A 22,249-nucleotide genomic window follows, 5' to 3' on the forward strand; every position below is an offset into this window, starting at 1 on the left:
TGTATGAACAAAGAAGGCCAATCGACGCTGTCGATCGAAAAATGCTTGATTCCCCTGCCGCCGGCGGAGCGTTCGGCGCTGCTGGAAAACCCGGGCTTCGGCCGCGCGTTCAGCGACCACATGGTCACGATCCGCTACACCGAAGGCAAAGGCTGGCATGACGGCAAGGTCGTGGCGCGCGCCAACCTGCCGCTCGACCCGTCGACCATGGTCCTGCACTATGCGCAGGAAATCTTCGAAGGCCTGAAGGCCTACCGCCTGCCGCAAGGCGGCGCCGCCCTGTTCCGTCCGGACGCCAACGCGCGCCGCTTCGCCAAGTCGGCCACCCGCCTGGCCATGGAACCGCTGCCGGAAGAGCTTTTCCTGGAATCGGTGCACGCCCTGGTCAGCGAAGACCGCGACTGGATCCCGGAAGCCGAAGGTTCGGCCCTGTACCTGCGCCCGTTCATGATCGCCACCGAAGCCGCGCTGGGCGTGAAACCGGCCAATGAATACCTGTACTGCGTGATCGCGTCGCCGGTCGGCGCCTACTTCAAGGGCGGCGCTGCGGGCGTGACGCTGTGGGTCTCGGAAAACTACATCCGCGCCGCGCCAGGCGGCACCGGCGACGCCAAGTGCGGCGGCAACTACGCCGCCAGCCTGGCCGCGCAGGCCGAGGCAATCCGCCAGGGCTGCGACCAGGTCGTCTTCCTCGACGCCGTCGAGCGCAAGTACGTGGAAGAGCTGGGCGGCATGAACGTGTTCTTCGTGTTCGAAGACGGTTCGATCCAGACCCCGCCGCTGACCGGCACCATCCTGCCGGGCATCACCCGCGACTCGCTGATCACGCTGGCGCGCGACATGGGCATCACCGTGCGCGAAGAAGCCTACTCGATCGACCAGTGGCGCGCGGACGCCGCCAGCGGCCGCCTGACCGAAGCCTTTGCCTGCGGCACCGCGGCAGTGGTGACCCCGATCGGCAAGGTCAAGGGCAGCAGCTTCGAAGCCACCATCGGCAACGGCGGCGCCGGCGAAGTCACGACCAGGCTGAAGGCTGCACTGCTCGACATCCAGAACGGCCGCGCAGAAGACAAGCACGGCTGGCTGCAGCGCGTGTTCTAAGTAGCAAAGAAGCACCCGCGCGGCCTGCCTGGCCGCGCGTCCCGTCGCAGCGGCGTCCTGCCGCTGCAACACTCCTCTCCCGGTGATCGTGTCAAGATTGCAAATAAGCAATTGCATCTTTACAATGCTTGAGCACGGAAATGTGCAAGCCCGCGACCATAACAACGATAAATCACCATGAAAACCATCGCACTCGCACTTGCATTCTCCCTGGCTGCGCTGAACGCGGCCCAGGCCCAGACCACCGAACCGGCACCGGCGCCCGTTGTCCAGTACGAACCCGTCGGCGCCAAGCCGTTGCGCTTCGTGGTCGGCGCCGGCCTGACCCATGGCGGCGACAAGCTGGCCACCGTGTATTACGAGGACGGCTTCGACATCGATATCCGCGGCGGCGGCACGGTCGCCCTGCTGGCCGGCCTCGACTACCGCGTCAGCCCGGAATTCTCGGTGCAGGGCACGGTCGGCTACCACGTCGACAACGCCAGCGCCCGCAACGGCGACACGCGCTTCCAGCGCATTCCCTTCGAGCTGCTCGGCTACTACCATGTGAACGACAAGGTGCGCGTCGGCGGCGGCCTGCGCTGGGTGACCGGCACCGAGTTCCGCAGCAGCGGCGCCAGCGACATCGGCGACTACGAATTCAAGGACACGACCAGCGCCGTGGTCGAACTCGAATACCTGTTCACCCCGCAAATCGGCGTCAAGCTGCGCTACGTAAACGACGAGTTCAAGGAAAAAGCCTACGGCGGCAAGGTCAAGGGCGACCACGCCGGCATCTTCGCCAACTTTTACTTCTGACGCAGCGAGGCGGCCGCTTTCGCCGCCTTCTGTCGTTTCTCCCATTATCCAAGCATGTTGAAACTCAGCCTCGACGCCCTGCTCACCGTTGACACCATCGCCCGGCGCGGCTCCTTTGCGGCCGCCGCCAAGGAGCTGTTCCGGGTGCCATCGACGATTTCCTACACCGTGGCCAAGCTCGAGGAAGACCTGGGCGTGCAGTTGTTCGAGCGCTTCGGCCCGCGCGTGGCGCTCACCGAGGCCGGCGAGGAACTGCTGAAGGAAGGCCGCTACCTGCTCAAGGCGGCAGGCGACCTGGAGCGGCGCGTGCGGCGCGTGGCCTCGGGCTGGGAAACCGAATTCACGATCGCCATCGACTCGATGCTCGACCCGTGCGCGCTGATGCCCGACGTCCGCGCATTCTACGAAGTGGCCGACCAGACCCGCCTGCGCCTGCTGAAGGAAGCCCTGTCCGGCACCTGGGAAGCCCTGCTCGACCGCCGGGCCGACCTGCTGGTGGGCGCGGCCGGCAGCGGACCCTCGGGTGGCGGCTACAGTTCGATGCCGCTGGCGACCGTGTCGTTTGCCTTCGTGGTGGCGCCCGCCCATCCGCTGGCCGCCGTCGACCATCCGCTCTCGAAAGCCGACCTTGCCGCCTACCGCGCAGTATCGGTATCGGATTCGGCGCGCCAGTTGCAGGCACGGACGGTGGGCCTGCTGTTCGGCCAGGACACCCTGGCCATGCCCGACATGCAGACCAAGTACGACTACCAGCGCGCCGGCCTCGGCTTCGGCTTCCTGCCCGAACCCTGGGTGCGCGAGGACGTGGCCGAGGGCCGCCTGGTGGTGAAGACGGTGGACGAACCGAAGCCGGACGAAACCCTGCACCTGGCCTGGCGCACCGGCGAGGAAGGCGCAGCGCTGGCCTGGTGGAAGGCGCGCATGCGCGACGGCGCCACCGTCACAGCCATGCTGCAGCGCGGCCCGCGTTGAGCGCACGATAAAAAAAGCGCCGAACGTTTGGCGGCGCGCCGGGTCCAATCGCATGAGCTAACGATCTTGCGAGGACACCATGACCACAAGTACTAGCGCCAGCGCCAGCGCCATCGACAGCACCACCAGCACCGTCACCACCCGCGACGGCACCGCCATCTACTACAAGGACTGGGGCCAGGGTACGCCCGTGGTCTTTTCCCACGGCTGGCCGCTGCAGGGCGACGCCTGGGAAGACCAGATGCTGTTCCTGGCCGAACACGGCTACCGCGTCATCGCCCACGACCGCCGCGGCCACGGCTTCTCAGGCAAGCCCTTGGACGGCAACCACATGGACACCTATGCCGACGACCTGGCCACCCTGGTCGACGCGCTCGACCTGCGCGGCGCCGTGCTGGTCGGCCACTCCACCGGCGGCGGCGAAGTCACGCGCTACATCGGCCGCCACGGCACGGCGCGCGTGGCCAAGGCGGTCTTGATCAGCGCGGTGCCACCGCAGATGCTGCGCACCGACAGCAACCCCGAGGGCTTGCCGATGGAGGTGTTCGATGCCATCCGCGCCGGCGTGCTCGCCGACCGCTCGCAGTACTTCAAGGACCTGGCCTTGCCCTTCTATGGCTGCAACCGGCCCGGGGCGACGCCCTCGCAGGGCGTGATCGATACCTTCTGGCTGCAGGGCATGCAGTGCAGCATCCGCAGCGCCCATGCCTGCATCGCCCAGTTCTCGGAAACCGACTTCACGGCCGACCTGGCGAAGATGACGATCCCGACCCTGCTGATCCACGGCGACGATGACCAGATCGTGCCCATCGTCGCCAGCGCCCGGCGTTCGGTGGAACTGCTGCCGCAGGCGAGATTGATCGTGTACGAAGGCGCGCCGCACGGCATCCCAACCACGCACAAGGAGCGCATCAACGCCGACTTGCTCGACTTCCTGCGCTCCTGACCGCGGCCGATGGAAGCGCGCCGGTGACCGTTTCCAGCGCGTAGGGTGGGTTCTCGAACCCACCATTCACCACCGGCTTGCTACCACTCTCAGTGCGGCAAATCGAACAGCAGCACTTCCGCATTGTCAGCGCCATTCAGCACAATCGACGCCTCATCGTCGACCCGCACCGCATCGCCAGCTTTCAGTGCGATCCCGTTCACGCTCAGCGCGCCTTGTGCCACGTGCAGGTAACCGATGCGCCCAGCCTGCAGCGGGAAGCTGACTTCGTCGCCGCCATTCAGAATGCCGGCATACAGCGCCGCATCCTGGCGGATCGTCACCGATCCCTCGCGGCCATCGCTGGACGCCACCAGGCGCAGGCGGCCCAGCTTCGATTCGCGGTCGAAATGCTTTTCCTCGTAACCGGACGGCGCGCCGACCTGGTTCGGCTGGATCCAGATCTGCAGGAAGTGCACCGGATCGGTCTTCGAGCCATTGAACTCGCTGTGCACCACACCCTTGCCCGCACTCATGCGCTGCACGTCGCCGTAGCGCAGCACCGAACCGTTGCCCATGCTGTCCTTGTGTTCCAGCGCGCCATCGAGCACATACGAGATAATTTCCATGTCGCGGTGACCGTGGGCGTCGAAGCCGCGGCCAGCATGCACCCGGTCTTCGTTGATTACGCGCAGCGGGCCGACGCCCATGTGGGCCGGGTCGTGGTAATGGCCGAACGAGAAGGTGTGCTTCGAGTCCAGCCAACCCAGATTGGCGATGCCGCGTTCTTCGCTTTTACGTACTTTCAACATGATGCGCTCCTGTTCTTGTGGGCCGTTCGAAGGGTTCGAACATCTGCGCCGGTATCCGGTTCACTTCACCGTGTGCGCTGTGGCCACGTTGTCGATGGAGTCATTATGCGACGCCGGAGCGGGAACAGAAAGCGAGTAGTTTGCCGTCCTATCGTCGAAATTTTCGAACGCCGGCAGGAAGGCTTATTCCTCGTCCGTCGACCGCGCCGCCATCGGCTCGCCGATCGCATAGAAATGGCCGCCCGCCACATGGTGGATGCTGCGCCATTCGGGACCGGCGCTCTCGAATTCCCAGTGGCCATTGCGGAAAACGCGGTCGTCCGCCCAGGCAGCCGTCACCTCACCGATGAACAAGTCGTATACCTGCTGGTTGTGCGGCTCCGGCAGCAGGCGGCATTCGAGCCAGGCCGAGCAGCCGGCGACGTAGGGCATGCCGCTGGCGCCAAGGCGCATCAGCTCGACGCCGATGGCATCCAGCTTGCCGGGCTCGCTCGCGCGGCTGCGTGTGCCGACCTCGTGCGTCAGCTGGAGCAGTTGCACCGTCGGCACCTGGATCACGAACTGCCCGCTGGCTTCGATCAGCTCGCGCGTGCGCGTGCTCTTGTCGAGCACCACGGTCAGCTTCGGCGGCGCGAAGTCGAGGGCGCAGGCCCAGGCCGCGGCCATCACGTTGTCGACGCGGGCGTGGCGGGCCGAGACCAGCACGGTCGGTCCGTGGGTCAGCAGTCGGTAGGCTTTTTCGAGCGAGACGGGCTGGATATGTTCATTCATTGTCGGTTCCATATTCGGTTCAGAGGTGCAATTGCGGGTGGGCGGCGAACAGCGCCTCGATCCAGGCGCCGAAGACGCGCAGCTTGGGCGCCGCCATCTGTCCCTTAGCATAGACCAGCGAGACCGGCATCGCCGCACACGGGTAGTCGGGGAGCAGCGCCACCAGCGCGCCGCTGTCCAGGTGCGGCGCAACCTGGTAGCTGGCCGCCTGGATCAGGCCCATGCCCTGCAGGCCGGCGCAAACATAGGCGTCGGCATCGTTCACCGATACCGGTCCTGCGAAGCTGAAGCGCCGGACCTCGCCATCGACCTCGAAGTCCCAGTCGAAGGGCCGTCCCGTGCGACCTGAAAAATGCACGACCGCCTGGTGCTCGCCGAGGTCGTCCAGGTCCGTGGGCGTGCCGTGGCGCGCCAGGTAACTTGGCGCCGCGCAGGTGACGAAGCGCATGCTGCCGACGCGGCGCCCGACCAGGGCCGAATCGTCGAGTTCTCCCACGCGCAGCGCGCAGTCGATGCCGTCGCGGTTCAGGTCGGCCAGGCGGTCGCTCAGGCCAACCACCAGCTCAACCTCCGGGTAGGCGGCATGGAACTCGCCCAGGCGAGGCATGACCACGTTGCGGCCGAGGGCGCCGGGAAGCTCGACGCGCAGGCGACCCTGGGGCGGTGCACCGTCCACCCGGAACGGCGCTTCCGCCGCATCGAGGGCGGCCAGGATCTCCCGGCAGCGTTCGTAGTAGTCGGCGCCGTCGGTGGTAAGCGACAGGCTGCGCGTGGTGCGCTGCAGGAGCTTGTGGCCCAGGTAGGCCTCGAGATTCTGCATGGTCGCCGTCAGCGACGCGCGCGGCAGGTCCAGGCTTTCGGCCGCGCGCGAAAAACTCCTGGCCTCGACGATGCGGACAAAGGTCTGCATGGCTTTGATGCGGTCCAAATCACCTCTCCCCAGCATGGCGCTGATTGTTCAGATAAGATGAATTGTAAGGGAGGCTGGACAGCTGATTATCTTTCGCTCGAGACTTTCTAGAATGGACGCATCACATGTCCATCCCACAGGAGAATCCATGAACCACCCCACAACGCACGGCGCCGACATCGCGCCCGGCATGGTGCGCCTGCTGGCGCTTGCCGCCGGCCTGATCGTCGCCAACCTGTATTACTCGCAAACCCTGGTCGGCCCGATCGCCGCCAGCACCGGCCTGTCGCAGGGCGCCGCCGGCCTGATCGTGACGCTGACCCAGATCGGCTACGCGCTCGGCCTGTTCTTCATCGTGCCGCTCGGCGACCTGCTGGAAAACCGCCACCTGGTCTTCGTCCTGCTGCTCGGCACTGCCGCCGCCCTGGCCTGCGCAGCCCTGAGCAGCAATGCCTGGCTGTTCCTCGCCAGCTCGCTCGCCATCGGGCTCGGCTCGGTCGCCGCCCAGGTGCTGGTACCCTTCGCCGCCCACCTGTCGCGCGAAGAAACGCGCGGGCATACGGTCGGCAAGGTGGTCAGCGGCCTGCTGCTGGGGATCATGCTGGCGCGTCCCGCCGCCAGCCTGGTGGCCGACCATGGCGGCTGGCACACCGTGTTCGGCGCTGCCGCCGTCATCGTGATGGTGCTGGCCTTTGTTGCCGGCAAGCGCACTGGCAGCGGCTCGCGCCCGGATCGCACAACTGCAGCGCATGCTCGGCAAGAAGGCGCTGGTGCAGATCTGCAATTGGGCTAGAATTGCAGGCGTTGCCCCGCATGCGTAACCTTCTTCGCCAAAAGACGTAGCGTCGAAGGCAGTGCTACCAAATGCGTCGTTGTGCCGAGTTGACGAAGATCGACACCGCCAGCGACACATTGCTCAGCTTTGGCCTTCCAAAGACGATCCCGGAGTTCTTCCGGAGCACTTACTAATATGCCCCCGCAGCCGCGCTCTCCGCATCAGTTGGATCGGACTGACCAACCAGTCGCCCCTCTGCGATCGGGACGATTCACTTCCAGGACTTCGACGCCAGCGCGGCGAAGGTCTCCAGTGTGCGAGCCCGTGCCATGGGTTGCTGGTATCCGCTGATAGTAGTTGCCGTCGCCAAGGTCCCAAGAAGTTTACCAGTGCAATCGATGACCGCACCGACATGTAAATCTGGATCTGCTGAGAACCGGCCCTCGCGCCCGTAAAAATCGCGTTCCGGACTTGCGAGGGGCCGCGCCGGCAGAAAAACGTGAGCACGCTGAAGTCGTTGATTGCTCAGCGCTTCCCTAAGAAACCATGTACCCGCCATCGATGGGTAAAGTAATGCCTGTGACAAACCCCGCAGCCCCGCTACACAGGAACACGACGCCACTTGCCACATCATCCGGCGTGCCCCACCTGCCCAGCGGGGTGCGCGCCAGGATCGGGCTGTTGCGTGCCGGGTCGTTTTGCAGGGCGGCGGTCATGGGCGTGGCGATCCAGCCTGGGGCGATCGCGTTGACCCGAATGTCGTCGCTGGCGTAGGCGATGGCGAGCGACTTCGTCAGTTGTCCAATGCCGCCCTTGCTTGCACTATATCCCGGCACCAGGCCGCCGCCGAAAAACGTCAGCATCGATGCAGTATTGACAATGCAGCCTTTGCTCTTTGCCAAGAGCGGCCGGGCAGCGGTGCACACCCGCATGGTGCCGGTGAGGTTTACCTCGATCACTTGCTGAAACACGTCGACCTGGTGTTCTTCGCCGCGCTTGATGATGCCGGCGCAGTTGACCAGCAGGTCGAGCGAACCGAGGTCGGCGAACAGTGCGTCCACGCTGCCCTGATCGGCGACATCAAGATGGCGTGTCTCGATACTGCCCCCGTCTACTTCGCGGACCGACGACTCGACGTTGATGCCGGCAGCGATCACGCGCGCGCCCAGCCGGGCGAGATGATGGGCGATACCGGCGCCGATACCCTGGGTGCCGCCGGTAACCAGCGCCACTTTTCCGGCGAACAGGTTTGGATGAAAGGTCATATTGTTTCCTTGGTGTCGGTTGCGGGCCGGCGCGCGCCGGCCTTGAATGTTTCAGCCTTTCGGCCCCATGAACAGCGCCATGATGCGCGAGTGATCGTGCAGATCGGACTGCTCGCCTTCGGCCACCTGCTCCCCCTGCGACAGCACGATGTAGCGGTCCGCGATGCGGGTCGCGAACGGCAGGTTTTGCTCAGCCAGCAGGATCGCCATATTGCGTTTTTTCAGGGTATCGAAGGTGTCTTGGAGCAGATCGAAAATGGTGGGCGCCAATCCCTGCGATGGCTCGTCGAGCACCAGCACGCTGGGCTCGCGCCCGAGTGCCATCCCGATGGCCAACATTTGTTGCTCGCCGCCGCTCAGCATGCCGGCGGGCGCGGACATGCGCTTGGTCAGGATCGGAAACAACTCGAGGATATCGGCCTTGACCGCGGCCTGGCGGTCGGCCGCGGTCAGGCGCAAACCGATATCGAGGTTCTCGGCCACGCTCATGGCCGAAAAAATATTCCCGCGCCGCTCAGGCACGAAGGAGATGCCCTTCAGCGAGCGCAGATGGGCCGGCAACCGTTCCAGGTTGACCCCGTTAACCGTCACGCTGCCCTGATTGTTGACCACGCCCGCGATCCCGCCCAGCAGACTGCTTTTGCCGGCACCGTTGGAACCGAGTACCGCCAGCATCTCGCCGGCGCGCACCTGCAGACTGACGTCGAACACGACCTGAATGCGCCCGTGGCTGACGTTGAAGTTGGCAATACCGAGCGCAGGCTGCCCATGCTGGCCGGCCCGGTCCACCTGTTGAATCTGTTGAGTAGTTTGCATCTGAAATCCCTGTCAGTGGCCGCTGGTGCCGAGGTATGCATTGACGAAGTCCCGGTTGCCGGCCAGCTCGTCGGGTTTCCCTGTGAACAAGACCGCTCCGCGGTCGAGCACCACGACGTGTTCCGACAGCTCGCGGATCATGTTGAAGTTGTGCTCCACCAGCAAGATGCCGACGCCGCTTTTCGAGAGCCGCCTGATTTCATCGCCGAGCAAGGTCTGCTCGACCTTGGTCAGGCCGGCCGCCGGTTCATCGAGCAGCAGGTATTTCGGCTTGTTGGCGACCGCCCGCGCCACCTCGACCAGCCGCACCTGCCCCATCGGCAGTTCGCCCATCTGCATGTGGCGCAGGCCGTCGAGCTTGAAGTCGTGCAGCAAGCCGTCGCACTTGTCGGCGATCTCGCGCTCTTCGCGCCGCGCGCTCGGGGTGGCGAAGATGGAACGCATGAAACCAGCCCGCGAGACGGGATAAAACCCGCACATGACAGCCTTCTCCACGGTCACGAACGGATCGAAGCGCGGGGTCTGGAAGGTCCGGGCAAGGCCATTGGCGATCCGCTTGAACGCCGGCACCCCGACCACCTCGGTGCCGTCGATGCGGATGCTGCCGCAGGTGACATCGACGAATCCGGTGATACTGTTGAACAAGGTGCTCTTGCCGGACCCGTTGGCGCCGATCACGGCGACAATCTGGTTGGCCCCGAATTGCAGCGACACACCGGCCAGGGCGACCACGTTGCCGAACTGCACTTTGACATTATCGACTTGAATGGTCATCGCGAAGTTTCTCCGAGTAAGGTGCTGGTGCGCTTGGTAGCGGGCGCCGGGGCCGGTTTGGAACCCGGGCCGCCGACCGCTTTCTTGCGCAGGATTTTGTTCCACGCGACGCCGAGCAGCCCTTGCGGCGCGATCAGCAGCACCAGAACAAGGATGGCGCCGAAAATCATGCCCTGGCTTTCAGCCGCCGGCATGTACAGGCCAATGATCAGCAAGACGGCGGCGCCGCATACCGGGCCCAGGAACACCCGGGCACCGCCGACCACGGCCATCAGGATCACACTCATCGATAACTGGGTGGTCATCGAGTCCGGCCCCATATAGGTCACATGGTGCGCGTACAGCCAGCCCGCGATACCGGCCACCGCGCCCGACACCGCGAAGGTCAGCGAGATCACCTGCGGCACATTGACGCCGTCCGCCTTGGCCCGCAGCGGGTCATGGCGGGCGGTATTGATGGCCCGGCCGACCGACGAATTCATCAGATTGATATACAAAACCAGCACCACCAGCACCGCGCCCCAGGCGACGAAGTGGAACGCTTGCGCATCCGGTGCGATCCCGAGCCGCGGAATGCCGGACAGGCCCACAAAGCCGCCGGTGAAGTCGCCGCCTTCACGGATCGCCAGCCCGATCAGGTCGGCCAGCATGAAGGTGGCAATCGCCAGCGGCAAGGGCGACAGGCGGCCGATGGCGCGCGCCATCACGTAGCCCAGCAGCATCGGCGCGACGATCGCGAACAACAGTCCGACCAGCGGCGACAGACCGTAGCGGGTCGACAGGATCGCGGTGCCGTAGGCGCCGATCGAGGCGAAGGCGGCGGTTGCCATCGACAGGATCCCGGCCTGGCCGTATGAAATGCCGACCGACAGCGCCATCAGCGCGTAGATGGCGATCGTCACCGAGTTGTCGAGCCAGTACGAGTTGCCGAAACTGAGCACCGAACCGGCGGCGAGCAAGGCCACCAGGATAATCGCCTGGCGGTATTTGACAAACGGCGTGCGCGCGCTTGGCGCGGTGGGGTGTGGGCGGTTCATGCGCGTCCTCCGGCGATTTTAGCAACGTTGACCCGGCCGCTGACGAGCACCAGGAAGATGAACAGCAGCGGGGCCGCGGTGGCCCAGCCACCGGGCAAATAACCGAGCGCGACCGCCTGGACGATACCGATGATGATGCCGCCGGCAAAGCCGCGCAGCGGGCTGGTCAGCCCGAACAGCACCGCCGCGCCAAAACCCGACATGGTCAGGGCGGTGCCCGAGCTGTAGTCGGTGCCGGTGGTATACAGGATCAGGATACCGGCGATGCCGGCCAGCAGCCCGCCCACCACGTAGGTGCCGAACCAGACCGCGCGCACCGGGATGCCGGCCAGGGCGGCTCCAATCACATTCACCGCGCTGGCGCGCATGTCGCGCCCGAACGAGGTACGGTACAGCAGGCAGTAGAGCATCCCCAGCAGGGACAGGCCGATCGCGACATTGATGCCCGCCTGCGGGCTGATGCGGATCGAACCGAGGTTCCAGAACACGTCGAACGGCTGGCGGATCATCGGATCCTTGCCGAGGAAGGTCAGCACCGCCGATTCGATGAAGGTAGCGACGCCGAAGGTCGCCAGCACCACGGTGAGCGGGTCGGTACTGTTCGGCTTGTTGATCTTGACCGAGATCAGGCCGACCAGCACCGAGGCCACGATGGCGGCGACAATACCGAGGCCGATGCCGGCCACGCCAGGCATCAGCATCGCGATGCTGCCGGCCACCACCGCGTAGCCTCCGACCGCGAGGTCGACCGAATCGGTGGTGATGAAAAGCAGGCTGATGGGGAACGCGACAAGGCCGTAGACGACGCCGACGAATACCCCCTGCAAGATGTACTCCAATAATACCGTGAACATAGAACGTACCTCGTTAAGTGATGGGCTCTTATGACTGGCAGGCCGCATTGGTGGTTGAAACATCTCCTGATTGCTGCGTAGTTCCTTACCCGTACTACCTGGTCCTTCGCGCCGCGCGCCAGCGCCTGGTTCAGCGCACCCGCTCGACCATGCCGCGCAGCGCAACCCCTGCCTGTTTGCGGTCCCACACCGTGCCGCCGGGTGCCGGCTTCTTCATCAGCGCCCGTTGCAGTTTGCTGGTCGGGGTGCGCGGCAGTTCCGGCAGTACTTCGATGTAACGCGGCACCATGTAATGCGGTAGCAGCCTGGCCAGGTGCTCGGTCAGCAGCAGCGGATCCGGCGCCTGGCCGTCCTTGCCGACAATGCACAGCTTGATGTCGTCGTCGCCCGCGTACTCGGATTCAACCCCGACCGCAGCCGCCTCGGCGACCGCCGGATGCGCGCGCGCCGCCAGTTCGATTTCGTAGGCCGAAATGTTTTCCGAGCGGCGCCGGATGCGCTCGCTGGCACGCGCCACGAAATAGACATAGCCGTCCGCGTCGACGTAGCCGAGGTCGCCGGTATGGAACCACAGGTTGCGCCATGCTTCCGCGGTCTTGTCCGGCATGCCCATGTAGCCTTTCATGCAGATCCACGGCAGCTTCGGGCGCACCAGGATTTCGCCGGTCTGGCCGTTCGCCAGCGGCAGGTCGGTGTCCGGATCGGCGATCGTCAGTTCATACCAGCGCGGGTCGACCTTGCCGCACGAGCCTTCGCGCAAGGGCTCGTCATACGGCGACCAGCAGGGGTCGCCGATTTCGGTCATGCCCCATAGCTCGATGCCCTTGACGCCAAAGCGCTGCTGGAATGGCGCTGCGATGTGTTGCGGCACCGGCGCGCCGTAGATGCGGGTCAGCGCGTGGTTGCGGTCGTCGGCCGTCGGCGGAGTGTCGTGGATCATCTGGATCAGCGTGCCGGGACCGCCGCTGACGGTGGCGCCGCAGGCGCGGATCCGGCTCAGCCATTCGGCGGGTGCGAAGCTCTGGTCCAGCACCAGCGTGGCGCCGGCCTGCAGCACGCCGAGCACGCCCATGAACTTGGCCGCCATATGGTAGAGCGGCGTAAAGTTGTAGAAGATATCGCTGTCGGTCATGCGCATCGCGTCGACGGTCATCCGGGCGATCAGCATCACTTGCGCGTGCGGCATCATCACCCCCTTGGCGGGACCGGTGGTGCCGGAGGTGTAGATCACCGATGCGGTATCGAAGTACTGCGGCTCGACGAACTGGGCGCCGTTGTCCGCGGCGGCGAGCTCGCGGTAGCCCTCGACCGTCACGCCGGGCAGTGCGGGCAGCCCTGCCGCCTGGCCCAGCACCACGACCGAGCGCAGGTGCGGCAGCGCGCCCAGCGACGCCTTGAGCACCGGCAGCCAGGCCTCCTCGATGACGATGGTGCGCGCCCCGCACAGATTGAGCGCATGTTCGAAGCTGTTGCCGACATACGCCGTGTTGATGGCGACCTCGGTCGCGCCCAACAGGTTGATTCCGAGCCACAGGTCGATCGCTTCCAGCCGGTTGCCGACCATCACCACGACGGTGTCGCGTGGCGCGCTGCCGAGCCGCTGGAGGCCGCTGGCGATGCGGCGCGCCGCCTGCAGGCTCTCGCCATAGGTTTGCCGGCGGCCGCCGAACTCCTGCACGAACGTACGGTCGTGGTGGGTCCGCGCCCGTTCGCCGAGCAGGCGCACCACGTTCCAGTCGGCCATGTCCGCGCCGGGCGCCGGGGTATCCGCGCGGATCATGGCGCGGCCGGCGCGGTCGACGCCCCATTGCCGTCCGCCAGTTGCAGTTCGCCCAGCACCTGCGCGGTATGCTCGCCAAAGCGCGGTGGCCCGCTGCGCAGTTGCTGGGTGATGCGCGAGAACTTGAGCGGATGCTTGACCATCGTCATGTCAGGCTGGCCGGCGACCGGGATAGTCCGGACCATGTCGTTGTGCACGACCTGCGCCGAGGCGATGCTCTGGGCCTGGGTCAACACCGGCGTGCACAGGATGCCCGCTTCCTGGAAGCGCGCGGCCACATCATCGGATGGCAGCGCCAGCAGCGCCGGCCGCAGGTAGTCGCCGATCTGTTCGCGCCGCTCGATCTGCTGCGCCAGGGTGCCAAAGCCGGCTTCCCGGCTGAGGTCCGGCAAGCCGAACGCCGAGCACATCAGCTGCAACGGGTTCTCGCGATAGAAGCCCAGCACGATCACGTGGCCGTCGGCCGTCTGCGCGGTGAAGTTGGGGCCCGATTCGAACCACTGCGTGTCGTAACCGTAGTTGACCGAGGAGGCGATCTCCAGGCTTTGCATCGCAATCGCGGTATCGAGCAACGAAATCGACAGCTTCTGCCCGAGCCCGGAGCTGGCGCGCTCGAGCAGCGCCAGCAGCACGCCCTGCACCAGCAACATGCCTGATGAAAAATCGGTATACGGCACGTTGACGATGCCCGGCTTGCCATCGGCATTCGCATGCTTGGTCGCCATCCCGGAAATCGCCTGGATCAGCATATCCTGCCCAGCCATGCCGGCCAGCGGCCCGGTTTCGCCGTAGCCGGTGGCGACCGCGTAGATCAGGCGCGGATTGATGTCCCTGACCTGCTCGTAGCCGAAGCCGAGCCGGTCCATGACGCCAGGCCGGTAGTTGCAGATCAGGATGTCGGCGCTGCGCAGCAGCGCTACCAGCGCCGCCTTGCCTTCCTCCGCGCGCAGGTCGAGGCAAACCGATTCCTTGTTGCAGTTGGCGGCCGCAAAATAGCAGCTCACCCAGTTCTTTTGCTGCGCATGGAAATCATTGTGGCGCATCAGGTCGCCTGCGGGCGGCCGCTCGACCTTGATCACGCGCGCCCCGTAGTCGCCCAGCGTCTGGCCGGCCAGCGGCCCTTGCCAGACTTCGCACATTTCGATGACGGTGATGCCTTTCAGTACAGACATGACGCTGCTCCTAGGCTTTGGCGTAAACTTCTTTGGCGATCATCAGCTTCTGGATCTGGTTGGTGCCTTCCCAGATCTGGGTGACCTTGGCGTCGCGCATCATGCGTTCCACCGGATACTCTTTCAGGTAGCCATATCCGCCGTGCAGCTGGACCGCCTCGGTGGTCACGAACATCGCCGCGTCGCTGCAGGCGATCTTGGCCACCGACGCCAGGTGTTTGGCGGCCGGGTCGCCGCGCATGTAGAAGTCGACGGCGCGGTACAGGACCGCGCGCGCGGTTTCGATCTTCACCGACATGTCGGCCACCATCCCGCGCACCATCTGGAAGCGCGCCACCGGCTGCCCGAACTGTTCGCGTTCCGTCGTATAGCGCAGCGCTTCATCGAGCGCGCCCTGGGCGATGCCGAGCGCGTGGGCGCCGATGGTCAGGCGCGATTTGTGCAGCGCGTCGGTAATGTAGGAGGCACCCTTGCCTTCGCTGCCCACCAGGCGCGCATGCGGAATCAGGCACTCTTCCATGATCACGTCGCAGGTCGGGCTGCCGCGCAAGCCCATCTTGCGCTCTTGCGCGCCGAAGCTGAGCCCCGGGTCGTTCTTGTGCACCATGAACAGGCTGAATTCCTTGTCGGCGGTGCGCGCGAAGATCAGGTAGCGGTCGGCCCAGCCGCCGTTGGTGATGAAGCGCTTGGTGCCGTTCAGGATCCAGCCGTCGGCGCTGCGTCTGGCGCTGCTGGTGATTCCCATCAGGTCGGAGCCGCCGCGCGGTTCGGTCAGGCCCCATGCCGTCTGCAGGGTGCCGTTGACAATGCCGGGAATCAGGTCTTGCTGCATTTCTTCCGAGCCGTACTGCACGATGGCCATCATCAGCCAGTTGGTCGAAGTGCAGATCGAGGTCGAGGCGCACACCCGCGACAGTTCTTCGGACGCGATAATCTGGGTGAACAAATCGCCGTCGGAACCGCCGAAACGCTCCGGGAAAGGCAAGCCCGGCAGGCCGACTTCGAGTTGCGCCTTCACCGATTCAACCGGGGCGCGCGCCTCTTCGTCCACCAGGGCGGCGAACGGCGCCACCTTGTCTTCCGCAAAGCGGCGGATCGATGCCCTGAATTCGTTGTAGGTATCGTGATCGAGCATGGTCATGGTTTATCTCGCTGTGTCAGGTAATGGGTTTATTCGTCGGTCAGGATCGGCGGCCATTCGACTGCCTTGCTGTGGACCCGGCTGCGCTCCGATTCGGGATAGGCGGCCGCGATCTGCGACGGGGAGATCCCGAGCGCGGCCAGGATCGCCTCGGTCTTGTCGGTGGTGTCGGTGGCCTGCACCGGCAGCTCGCTGCGGCTGAAGCGCGGCGCGGTCGGCACCGATTCCGGACCGGCAGTGCCCTGGTAGCGTGCCTGGATGTGCGGGTGCTGCCATACCTCGTCCGGGTCGAGTACCGGGAACACACAGGCATCCATGCCGGCATAGTGGCGCGCCCAGTCGTCGCGCGGCCTGGTCAGGAACCATTTCTCGAAGCTCTTTTCGATGCGTGGCCACTGCGACTTGGTCATGTGGTCGGGGATCGCGCCGCCCTCGATGTCGTTCCACAGCGCGGCAAAGAATTGCGGCTCCAGCGGACCGACGGACACGTACTTGTCGTCGGCGCAGCGATAGCAGCGATAGTATGGCGCTTCGCCGGTCAGCCAGCCTTTGCCGCGCGCCGGCATCACCGGCGTATTCCAGACCGGGTAGTGCATGCTCATCAGCGACAGGCAGCCGTCGATCATCGCGGCATCGATGTGCTGTCCCTTGCCCGACGTTTTGCGTTCGTACAAGGCAGCCAGGATGCCGATGGCGGCGAACAGGCTGCCGCCGGCAAAATCGGCGAGCAGGTTCAGCGGCAGCGTCGGCTCGCTGCCGGCCGGGCCGATGGCGCCCAGAATGCCGGTCAGCGCCAGGTAGTTGATGTCGTGCCCGGCTTCCCTGGCCAGCGGCCCATGCTGGCCGTAGCCGGTCAGCGAGCAGTAGATCAGCTTGTCGTTGAGTTCGCTGAGTTGCGCGTAGCCCGCACCCAGCCGGGCCGCGACGCCCGGGCGGAAGCTTTCGACGAACACATCGGCGGTCTTGACCAGTTCGGCCAGGGCCAGCTGGCCGGCCGCCGATTTCAGGTCGAGCGTGATGTAATCCTTGCCGCGGGCGAAGGACGACACCGGCAAGCCGGCACGTCCGCCACCGACCACGATCACTTCCGCACCCAGGTCGGCCAGCAGCATGGTGCAATACGGTCCGGGCGCCATGCGCGACATGTCGACGATGCGCACGCCGCTAAGCGGTTTGAGGGCTGTCATCTGCGGCTCCGCTCAGAACTCGTCAGGCAGGTGCTGTTTCAGCGCATCGGCCGCCAGCAGAAAGAAGCCCTGGCCGAACAGGGTCCAGTCGAACGGCACGCCGGGGCCGCCCGGGGCCAGCGCCACGCCCGGCACTTTGCCGTCTGCCTCGACCGCCCCGGCCACGACCGTGAAGGCGCGCAGCGCCGATTCGCGCATCGATTCAGGGACGATGCCCTGCTCGACCGCCTTGGCCACCGCATACGCGTACATCAAGGTGCCCGAGGCTTCGAAGTTGCTCTGCTCGTCGTCCAGCACGTGGTAGAAATAACCGGACCGGTCCTGATAGGCTTCCATGGCGGCCAGCGCGTCGGCGCACACCTTCTTGACCCGCTCGATGGCCGGATGCGAAGGGATCAGGGTCACCAGGTCGACGCAGGCGCACACCAGCCAGCAGTTGCCGCGCAGCCAGAACGTCGATTGCGGGAAATGGTTCGGCTTCTCGCACCACGCATGGCGCGACAGGTGCTTGTGCTGGTCGACCAGGTATTTCACGTGCACGTCGAATTGCTTGAACGCTTCATCGATGATGCTGTCGTCCTTGGTAATCTGGCCGTACAGCACCATGAACGGGCACATCAGGTACAGGTAGTCGATCCACAGTTCGGGCGCTTCACGCCGCGCCCAGATGCCGCCCTCGGCCGTGCGGGGCGAATTCTTCAGTCCTTCGATCTGGCGCGCCGCCGCCTCCAGGTCGGCCTTGTTGCCGCTTTCCTGATAGCGCATCAGCAACGGGAAACCGATGCTGGCCGACAGGCTGGCGGTCGGGGTCTGGTCCTTGAGGTGGCCACGCATGCTCTTCGACGCGTCGGTATAGCTGAAATTACCATCGGATTTCTGGGTCGCCACGGCGCGGTCCAGCCAGCGCGAGATGGCCGCCACCGACTCCTTTTCGCCCCAGGTCAGTACGCCGGTCATGGCCGGCGCCTTTTCCCAGCAATCGCGCTCGTTCGGATTGTTGACGGTGAATTGGGTGACTTGAGTCACCAGTTTTTGAAGTTTCATGTTGTTCTCTCTGTTGGTTTTTCAGGAAAAAAGGCGCAACACTGCCCCGCTGTTGCGGCACACCCGGATTAACCGGTGGTCAGGTGGTGCGGTGGATCAGGGGGTGGTCTTCAGCTTGCCGTTCTGGACCGTCATTTTCACCAGCGAGTCGGCGCCGATGCCTTGGTGGGTACCGGTGTAGCAAAGCTTGCCGTCCAGGAAGGTGCCCTCGAAACCGCAGATCGATTCGAGGCTGTCGCGCAGCTTGGTTCCGGTAACCGGATCCTTGGTGCGCTTGATCCCCTCGGCCAGCGCCTGGAACGCGGTGGCGCCGAGCAACTCGCCAAAGCCGGTTGGCGTCTTGCCGTTCTTGGTCAAGAGGTCGACGAGTTGTTTCTGCTTCGCCGACGGATCGTAGAAGTTGCCCAGTGACACCACGACCATGGCGTCAGCCGCGGTGCCGGCGTTGTCGAGGAAGGCGCGCTGGTTCAGCGAGAACGAACCGATCAGCGGTGCCGTAATGCCCACCTGTTTGGCGGCGCGCGCAAAGGCGGCGCCGAGGGCTGGCGCCGATGCCTGCACGAAGATCGCATCCGGTTTGGCGTTGCGGATCCTGGTCGCGGCCGGCGTCAGGTCCTTGGCGTTGAGCGGCGCGCTGACCTCGGCGACAACGTTGACCTTGCGTGCCTTGAGCTTCTCGACGATGTAGTCCTTGGTCGTCTTGCCATACGCGTCTTCCTGGTAAATGATCGCGATGTTTTTCTTGCCGGTAGCGAAAATGCCGCGCTCCAGCGCCTCGGCCACGGCCACCTCGTCGCTGATCGACGAGCGGAACATCCATGGGTAGAACGCGTGGGTTTTCGAGATCAGCGAAATGGTGCCGGCTGGCGCCAGCACGGGCACCGACTTGGCGGCGGCGATCGGCCCCATCGCGAGCGAGCTCGAGCCGGTGGTCGAGCCGATGATGGCGACCACCTTCGACTGGTCGATCAGCCGGGTGGTGCCGCGCGCCGCTTCGGTCGGATTGGTCATGTCGTCGTAATAGACCAGTTCGATCTTGCGGCCGTTGGGGCCGGCGTCGCGGTTGTATTGGTCGGCCAGGATCTTGATGGCATCGCGTTCGGGAATCCCGAACGCCGCGGCCGGGCCGGAGAGGCTCAGCACCACGCCAACCTTGATGATTTCTTGCGCCTGCGCCGCTGCCGCGCCGATGGCGGAAACGGCAAACAGGCCTGCGCATGCGATTTGCTTGAACGATGATAGTGTTTTCATATGTGTCTCCAGCTTATTAGAATGAGTTGAATCAGACGCTCTGGCGGTTCCATGATCGATACGTCTACTTCGCTTGCTGCACTACCGCGTTTAATAGGTGGCACGCCCTCCCGACAAATCGAACACGGCGCCGGTATTGAAGGTGCACGCGGCGGACGACAGCCAGAGCACCATCTCGGCCACCTCGTCGGTCGTGCCCAGGCGGCCGAGCGGACTCTTGCTGATCATGGTCTGCACATGGGACGGTGACATCTGGCCCAGCAAGGGGGTGTCGATGGCGGCCGGGGCGATGGCGTTGACCAGCACGCCCGAACCGGCGAGTTCCTTGGCCAGCGACTTGGTCAGGGCCAGCACGCCGGCCTTGGCCGCGCTGTAAGCGGACGCATTCGGCGTCCCTTCCTTGCCGGCCAGCGAGGCGATGTTGACCACATGGCCGCTGCCGGCCGCGCGCATTGCCGGCACTGCCGTGCGGCAGACGTTGTAGGCGCCGATCAGGTTGACGTCGATGACCTTGCGCCAGGTGTCCGGCGCGGTGGCCTCGAGCGGCACGGTTTCCCCCGCCAGGCCGGCGCAGTGCACGAGCACATCGATTTTTCCGAAGCGCTCGATGGTGGCGCGCAATGCCCGCTGCACGCTGTCGAGGTCGGTGACGTCGACGGTTGCCATATGGGCCGCCCCGCCCGCCTCGGCCGCGCTCAGGTCCCACACGCTAACCTGCGCTCCGGCCGCCGTGAAGCGGGTCGTGATCGCCGCACCGATACCGCGCGCGCCGCCGGTTACCACCACCACCTTGCCGCCAAAGTCGTAGTGTGGGAGGGTACCCACGGCCTCAGCGGATGAATTGATCGACATAATCTGCGCCCAGTCCGTTCTCGGTGTAATGCTTGCGGCACATCTCGATCTTGGTGAATACGTCTTCGTAACCGGTATTGTTGCCGTACGGATCGGTGTAATACATCACGCCGTTAACTTGGAACAGGGTGATCATTTCTTCGACATCCTCGGGCACGTACAGCGTGTGGGTTTCGCCGGGCGGCTCGAACACATAGCTGCCCGCTTCCGCCATCCAGTCATGCTCCAGGTAGCGCCAGCGGCCTTTCAGCACGAACCCGTGCACGGTCTGCGGATGACGGTGGCAACTGAGCACGCCGGACTTGCGTACACGCAGGAGGTTCATCCAGTAGCCCTGCGAGCGGTTCAGGCACAGCGGGCGGAACGCGACATTTTCAGCCTGCGGAACCCAGACCCGTTCGTCGACGGGGATGGCCGGGTTGACCACGATTTCGCTCAGTGCGTCGGGAGGAAATGGCAACTGGTATGCCATCGGGGGGGAGTTGCGGGATTTGTCCACGTAATCGCCTTTCAACATGCTGACGCATGTGACTGTTGTGATCATGAACAAAGGCACTGATGAACAGCAAACGGCAGGGTGCAAGGTGCGAGGCCACAGGTCCGCTTGCGGCAAGACTCTGCCGGCAGGCGCTGCCGTAGCCACTCCTTATTTCCTTACATCAAGGTGCCGCACGGTGCCTGAAAAGGTCTCGGCCACGGTCCCCTGACTGTCTCCATTCTTTGCGCTTTTGTTCGCGTCTGGTACTGCTTTTGTTTTGTGCTGCGAATCAATAGTAGCCACTCCATTTTGATAAATCCAATATATAATAGACCGGACTTCAGTAACTTTTAGGTATGGAAATGGACCTGCGTCACATGCGGTATTTCATCGCCGTGGCCGATGAATTGCATTTCACCAGGGCGGCGGAGGCGCTTCGTATCGCCCAGCCCGCGCTGAGCAAACAGATCCGGGATCTCGAGGACGAGGTCGGGGCGACGCTGCTGAACCGCACGGGGCGACGGATCACCTTGTCCGATGCCGGACGGGTGTTTTACGAGAGGGCGACGCTTGCCCTGCAAGCCGCCGAATCGGCGCTTGTCGAGACGCGGCGCGCGCAGCGGGGGGAAACCGGGAAGATCGTCATCGGCTTTTTCGAGCAGTCCGCTTACACGCTGCTGCCACCGATATTGCGCGCCTACCGGCAAGGGTTTCCGGATGTCGACGTCCAGCTGCGCTGGTTTTCGGTGACTACGCAGGGCGATGCATTGCGGCGGGGTGATACCGACGTGGCGTTCATGCGCTCGATCGCCAAGCTGGGCCCGTCGACTGACGGTTTTGGCGACCTTGCCACCTGCAAGCTGCATCGCGAAAAATTCGTGCTGGCAATTCCAGAAACTCATCATTTGCGCGAGCGGGTGACGGTACCGATCGCTGCATGCGCGAACGAAATGTTTGTCGGTTATACCGAGACCTTCGCGCCCGACTTCCATGCGATGATGATGAGGCTATGCGCGATCCATGGCTTTTCGCCCAAGCTATCCCTTGAAGTTGGCCAGTCCTATACGCTGCTTGGCCTGGTCAGCGCCGGCACCGGCATCGCTTTCGTACCCGCTTCGGTGCAAAGGATGAAGTTCGAAGGGGTACTGTTCAAACGCCTGGACGACGAGATGCCGGAAATCGAAATTTACCTCGCGTGGCGGGCGCGCAAACCCTCGGCGCTGCTGGCCGCCTTCATCGACACTGCCCAGGCAACGGTCACCGAAAATATCCTGCCCCGGGACCCGTCTTTCATTGTCACGTGAGCCGGGCAGGCAGTGGGACAGCATCGACCGTGCTGCCAGCGGGCCGCACTGTCGGTGAGCTCGTCCCACACCACCGCGGTGCTGAGGAACGGCCGTACCCGAATGGCAGGCCGAAAGCTTCGTGAACACGTTTTAACGCGATGACGTCAGCTGCATGGCCTGCAGTAACGGCGCCGTCGTGATTTGCATCCGGCCTTCCGAACACAGCTCAGTGTCAGAAAACGCGATGC

General features: G+C 64.6%; 21 protein-coding genes and 1 pseudogene. 6 read left to right on the top strand and 16 right to left on the bottom strand.

Translation table 11 applies throughout. The features are described 5' to 3' along the window. Positions 1-3: 3 nt before the first annotated feature. The 4 genes from QWL29_RS17325 to QWL29_RS17340 all read left to right on the top strand — a co-directional run bounded on the left by QWL29_RS17325 (position 4) and on the right by QWL29_RS17340 (position 3,817). Positions 4-1,101 (top strand): branched-chain amino acid aminotransferase, encoded by a 1,098-nt coding sequence (locus tag QWL29_RS17325; protein ID WP_305824125.1) that lies wholly within the window; start codon positions 4-6, stop codon positions 1,099-1,101. A 177-nt stretch (positions 1,102-1,278) separates the two neighbouring features. Then, on the top strand, positions 1,279-1,899 hold the full coding sequence (locus tag QWL29_RS17330) for an outer membrane beta-barrel protein (protein WP_305824126.1): 621 nt from the start codon (positions 1,279-1,281) through the stop codon (positions 1,897-1,899). A gap of 54 nt (positions 1,900-1,953) precedes the next feature. Next, positions 1,954-2,871 carry a LysR substrate-binding domain-containing protein gene (locus tag QWL29_RS17335; RefSeq protein ID WP_305824127.1) on the top strand — a complete coding sequence of 306 codons (918 nt, stop codon included), beginning with the start codon at positions 1,954-1,956 and terminating at the stop codon, positions 2,869-2,871. 79 nt (positions 2,872-2,950) lie between these two features. Beyond that, on the top strand, positions 2,951-3,817 hold the full coding sequence (locus QWL29_RS17340) for an alpha/beta fold hydrolase (protein ID WP_305824128.1): 867 nt from the start codon (positions 2,951-2,953) through the stop codon (positions 3,815-3,817). 89 nt (positions 3,818-3,906) lie between these two features. Here QWL29_RS17340 and QWL29_RS17345 read toward each other — a convergent pair whose 3' ends face one another. The 3 genes from QWL29_RS17345 to QWL29_RS17355 form a co-directional block, all read right to left on the bottom strand. Then, a complete protein-coding gene (locus QWL29_RS17345; protein WP_305824129.1) occupies positions 3,907-4,608 on the bottom strand; it encodes a pirin family protein in 702 nt (233 codons plus the stop codon). Positions 4,609-4,791: 183 nt separating this feature from the next. Beyond that, entirely contained in the window at positions 4,792-5,379 is a 588-nt protein-coding gene (locus QWL29_RS17350) for a flavin reductase family protein (RefSeq protein WP_305824130.1), read from the bottom strand. 19 nt (positions 5,380-5,398) lie between these two features. Then, the gene (locus QWL29_RS17355) at positions 5,399-6,307 is read right to left on the bottom strand and encodes a LysR family transcriptional regulator (protein ID WP_305824131.1); all 909 of its coding nucleotides are present in this window, start codon (positions 6,305-6,307) and stop codon (positions 5,399-5,401) included. Between the two features lie 130 nt (positions 6,308-6,437). Between QWL29_RS17355 and QWL29_RS17360 the strand changes: the two are divergent. Further along, positions 6,438-6,986, top strand: a pseudogene (locus QWL29_RS17360) (MFS transporter); the annotation flags it as partial. Positions 6,987-7,600: 614 nt separating this feature from the next. On the opposite strand, the gene QWL29_RS17365 reads toward QWL29_RS17360, so the two are convergent. The 13 genes from QWL29_RS17365 to QWL29_RS17425 form a co-directional block, all read right to left on the bottom strand. Beyond that, positions 7,601-8,329 (bottom strand): SDR family NAD(P)-dependent oxidoreductase, encoded by a 729-nt coding sequence (locus QWL29_RS17365; RefSeq protein WP_305824132.1) that lies wholly within the window; start codon positions 8,327-8,329, stop codon positions 7,601-7,603. 51 nt (positions 8,330-8,380) lie between these two features. Next, a complete protein-coding gene (locus QWL29_RS17370; protein WP_305824133.1) occupies positions 8,381-9,145 on the bottom strand; it encodes an ABC transporter ATP-binding protein in 765 nt (254 codons plus the stop codon). A gap of 12 nt (positions 9,146-9,157) precedes the next feature. Further along, positions 9,158-9,919 (bottom strand): ABC transporter ATP-binding protein, encoded by a 762-nt coding sequence (locus tag QWL29_RS17375; RefSeq protein WP_305824134.1) that lies wholly within the window; start codon positions 9,917-9,919, stop codon positions 9,158-9,160. Beyond that, positions 9,916-10,956, bottom strand: a complete 1,041-nt coding sequence (locus QWL29_RS17380; RefSeq protein ID WP_305824135.1) for a branched-chain amino acid ABC transporter permease — start codon at positions 10,954-10,956, stop codon at positions 9,916-9,918. Before QWL29_RS17380 ends, QWL29_RS17375 begins: the two co-directional genes overlap by 4 nt. Next, positions 10,953-11,783 (bottom strand): branched-chain amino acid ABC transporter permease, encoded by an 831-nt coding sequence (locus QWL29_RS17385; RefSeq protein WP_305824136.1) that lies wholly within the window; start codon positions 11,781-11,783, stop codon positions 10,953-10,955. The genes QWL29_RS17380 and QWL29_RS17385 overlap by 4 nt, the downstream gene beginning before the upstream one ends. 157 nt (positions 11,784-11,940) lie before the next feature. Beyond that, on the bottom strand, positions 11,941-13,590 hold the full coding sequence (locus QWL29_RS17390) for an AMP-binding protein (protein ID WP_305824137.1): 1,650 nt from the start codon (positions 13,588-13,590) through the stop codon (positions 11,941-11,943). Further along, complete coding sequence (locus QWL29_RS17395) at positions 13,587-14,762, bottom strand: CaiB/BaiF CoA transferase family protein (RefSeq protein WP_305824138.1); 1,176 nt, start codon at positions 14,760-14,762, stop codon at positions 13,587-13,589. Before QWL29_RS17395 ends, QWL29_RS17390 begins: the two co-directional genes overlap by 4 nt. Positions 14,763-14,772: 10 nt before the next feature. After that, complete coding sequence (locus QWL29_RS17400) at positions 14,773-15,903, bottom strand: acyl-CoA dehydrogenase family protein (protein WP_305824139.1); 1,131 nt, start codon at positions 15,901-15,903, stop codon at positions 14,773-14,775. 29 nt (positions 15,904-15,932) lie between these two features. Continuing rightward, positions 15,933-17,090: a CaiB/BaiF CoA transferase family protein gene (locus tag QWL29_RS17405; protein WP_305824140.1), complete on the bottom strand. Its 1,158-nt coding sequence runs from the start codon at positions 17,088-17,090 to the stop codon at positions 15,933-15,935. A gap of 12 nt (positions 17,091-17,102) precedes the next feature. Beyond that, positions 17,103-18,134 (bottom strand): glycoside hydrolase family 88 protein, encoded by a 1,032-nt coding sequence (locus QWL29_RS17410; protein ID WP_305824141.1) that lies wholly within the window; start codon positions 18,132-18,134, stop codon positions 17,103-17,105. A 96-nt stretch (positions 18,135-18,230) separates the two neighbouring features. Next, on the bottom strand, positions 18,231-19,385 hold the full coding sequence (locus QWL29_RS17415; RefSeq protein WP_305824142.1) for an ABC transporter substrate-binding protein: 1,155 nt from the start codon (positions 19,383-19,385) through the stop codon (positions 18,231-18,233). A gap of 90 nt (positions 19,386-19,475) precedes the next feature. After that, positions 19,476-20,210: an SDR family NAD(P)-dependent oxidoreductase gene (locus QWL29_RS17420; protein WP_305824143.1), complete on the bottom strand. Its 735-nt coding sequence runs from the start codon at positions 20,208-20,210 to the stop codon at positions 19,476-19,478. 4 nt (positions 20,211-20,214) lie between these two features. After that, positions 20,215-20,709 carry a 2,4'-dihydroxyacetophenone dioxygenase family protein gene (locus QWL29_RS17425; RefSeq protein WP_305824167.1) on the bottom strand — a complete coding sequence of 165 codons (495 nt, stop codon included), beginning with the start codon at positions 20,707-20,709 and terminating at the stop codon, positions 20,215-20,217. A 368-nt stretch (positions 20,710-21,077) separates the two neighbouring features. Between QWL29_RS17425 and QWL29_RS17430 the strand changes: the two genes are divergently transcribed. Beyond that, on the top strand, positions 21,078-22,019 hold the full coding sequence (locus tag QWL29_RS17430; RefSeq protein ID WP_305824144.1) for a LysR substrate-binding domain-containing protein: 942 nt from the start codon (positions 21,078-21,080) through the stop codon (positions 22,017-22,019). The last annotated feature ends 230 nt before the right edge of the window (positions 22,020-22,249 follow it).

This window comes from Massilia brevitalea, from assembly GCF_030711405.1.
Classification (GTDB): Bacteria; Pseudomonadota; Gammaproteobacteria; order Burkholderiales; family Burkholderiaceae_D; genus Telluria; species Telluria brevitalea.